At 42.6% G+C, this 3,036-nt stretch carries 1 protein-coding gene and 1 pseudogene; both read left to right on the top strand.

Annotated features, from left to right (window positions below; genetic code table 11):
• Positions 1-528, top strand: a pseudogene (locus DXB63_RS17625) (TraG family conjugative transposon ATPase); the annotation flags it as partial.
• 581 nt (positions 529-1,109) lie between these two features.
• Positions 1,110-2,933 (top strand): reverse transcriptase/maturase family protein, encoded by a 1,824-nt coding sequence (locus DXB63_RS17620; RefSeq protein ID WP_122127694.1) that lies wholly within the window; start codon positions 1,110-1,112, stop codon positions 2,931-2,933.
• The last annotated feature ends 103 nt before the right edge of the window (positions 2,934-3,036 follow it).

Here is a 3,036-nt window from a genome sequence, read left to right as displayed (position 1 = left end):
GGCGAGTGCCCGGAAACCTACCGCAGAAATGCGACAAGGCGCTGGGTGCTTAGCCTACATAACAAGGAGCTGTTCCCGGTCGTGACGATTATCATCATGGAAGCGTTCATCAATAAGATGCGACGGCTTAAGGGCGTAAGAAAACAGCTTATAGTGGAAGAGGCTTGGAAGGCTCTTTCTTCTGCAAATATGGCTGAATATCTACGGTATATGTACAAGACGGTCCGTAAGTTTTTCGGTGAGGCGATTGTCGTCACGCAGGAAGTGGACGATATTATTTCCAGTCCGGTGGTGAAAGATACAATTATCAACAATTCGGACTGCAAAATATTACTGGACCAACGTAAGTACATGAATAAATTCGACCAGATACAATCGCTGCTGGGACTGACGGATAAGGAGAAATCGCAGATACTCTCCATTAATATGGCGAATCATCCGGGCAGATTATACAAGGAAGTCTGGATTGGGCTCGGTGGTATGCAGTCGGCAGTTTATGCAACAGAAGTCAGCGGAGAGGAATATCTGGTGCGCCCGTAAAAGGGAATTTGACGAATGTCGCTTTGGCAAGCGACTGGGTAAGTGTTTAGAAAGCCCATTAACAACCGCTAACCGGAGGGGAAAACCCCACAAGGGAACATAGCACGCTGGTAAAGCCATAAGTCAGCCAACTGTCAGGCTGCGACCGAATGGCAAGTTAAAATGATAGATATGAGGATAAAGCCTGTATTGGTTGAACGATAGTCCGAGCAGTCGTATCCTTGGGCAATGACGGAAGACAGTTGAATAATTCTTCGGAATTATGCCGTCATGTTGCGGTACTACACTGATGAGAGATAGCAGGAGTAGCATAAACTTACCGCAAGGCAACTACCATAAGTAGTAAAGGACGAAAGTCGTATCCGACAATCTATCAAGCCAAATAGTTGTCAAATTTCTAAACGGGGATTGCCTAAACCGGAAAGCCAGTTGTAGGGCTATGGGGTCTGCCCCTGAATATCCGGCATGGCAACGGAGCTTCCATAGTAGTCTGAGCAGGGTAACGCCCTGTACATGGCGAAGGGAAGCAGCTAATTAAGTTTAACAATTTAAAGGAAAATGTGAGAGACATGAGAAATCCAGAAAATGTGTTGAACAGTCTGAGTAAACACAGCGGTAACTTGAACTATAAGTTTGAGCGGCTGTATAGAGTGCTGTTTAACGAGGAAATGTTTTATGTAGCCTATCAGAATATTTATAGCAAGACAGGCAACATGACGGCAGGAGTTGATGGTAAAACCATTGACGGAATGAGCATTGACCGAGTTGAACAACTGATTGGTAGTCTTAAAAATGAGACTTATCAGCCTAACCCGTCCAAAAGGACGTACATACCTAAGAAAAACGGAAAAAAACGTCCGCTTGGCATACCCTCTTTTGATGATAAGCTGGTACAGGAAGTAGTCAGAATGATACTTGAAGCAATCTATGAAGGCAGTTTTGAACATACTTCACATGGGTTCCGTCCCAAACGAAGTTGTCATACTGCTCTTATAGACATACAAAAGACATTCACTGCCGTGAAATGGTTTATTGAAGGCGATATTAAAGGATTCTTCGACAATATCAATCATGACGTACTGATTAATATTCTTCGGGAACGTATCGCTGACGAGAGATTTTTGCGGCTTATCAGAAAATTCCTGAATGCCGGATATGTTGAAGACTGGGTATTTCATAGAACGTACAGTGGAACTCCGCAAGGTGGGATTATCAGCCCAATACTGGCTAACATCTACCTTGACAAGTTCGACAAGTACATCAAGGAATACATCAATCGGTTTAATAAAGGGGTAACAAGAAAAGGCGACGCTCGATACAAGCTCTACGAACAGCGAAGATACCGACTGGCAAAGAAACTAAAGAATGAGAAAGATGTAAAGGTAAGAGAACAGATGACCGCTGAAATTAAGCGGCTACGAGAAGAACGGAACAACTATCCGGCACGTAATGAAATGGACAGCAGTATCAAACGGTTAAAATACGTGAGATACGCAGATGATTTTCTGATTGGAATTACCGGTAGTCTTGAAGACTGCAAAACAGTAAAAGAGGATATTAAGAATTATTTAAATGAAGCTCTTAAACTGGAACTGTCAGACGAAAAGACACTGATAACCAATGCGCAAAAACCAGCGAAATTTCTCGGATATGACGTATTTATACGCAGGTGTAATGATTTACGTAAGGATAAGTTCGGTAAAACGGTTCGGGCATTCGGACACAAGCCTGTATTGTACCTGAATTTTGAAACGATGCGGAAGAAACTCTTTGATTATAAAGCCGCAAGAATTGCGGTCGTCAATGGCAAAGAGGTTTGGAAATCTATCGTCAGAACGTACATGCTGAACTTGGATGACTTGGAAATAGTCAGTCAGTTCAATGCCGAAATCCGAGGGTTCTACAATTACTACTCAATAGCCAATAATAGCTACGTCATCAATTCTTTCTATCACATTATGTCATACAGTATGTACAAGGTATTTGCGAGCAAATACAAATCATCTGTAAAGAAAATACTTCTGAAATACAAAAAGAACAAGGTTTTCCAAGTGGCATATGAAAATAGCAAGGGTAAGACACTTTACCAAGCATTCTATCATGATGGTTTCAAACGCAAAAAGGTTGCAGGCAATATTTACTGTGACGCTATTCCACGGACAATTTCCATAACAGGTGGACGTAACAGCCTTATGGAAAGGTTGAAACTCCAAGTCTGCGAACTATGCGGTGCTACCAATAAACTCGAAATGCATCACGTTCGCAAACTTAAAGACCTGAAAGGGAAATCCGATTGGGAAAAGAAAATGATAGCCCGAAGACGAAAAACTTTGGCTGTCTGCTCAAAGTGTCATGCAAAGATAGACCCTGACCGAAGAATCAGACTGAATTAATTAGTGGAGAGCCGGATACAGGGAGACTTGTAAGTCCGGTTCGGAGGCGAGTACTCGGAAACCTATCATAGAAATATGACAAGGCGTTGGGTACTTAGCCTAC

The organism is Bacteroides sp. OM05-12 (assembly GCF_003438995.1).
Classification (GTDB): domain Bacteria; phylum Bacteroidota; class Bacteroidia; order Bacteroidales; family Bacteroidaceae; genus Bacteroides.
This window is presented reverse-complemented; position numbering and strand designations above follow the sequence as displayed.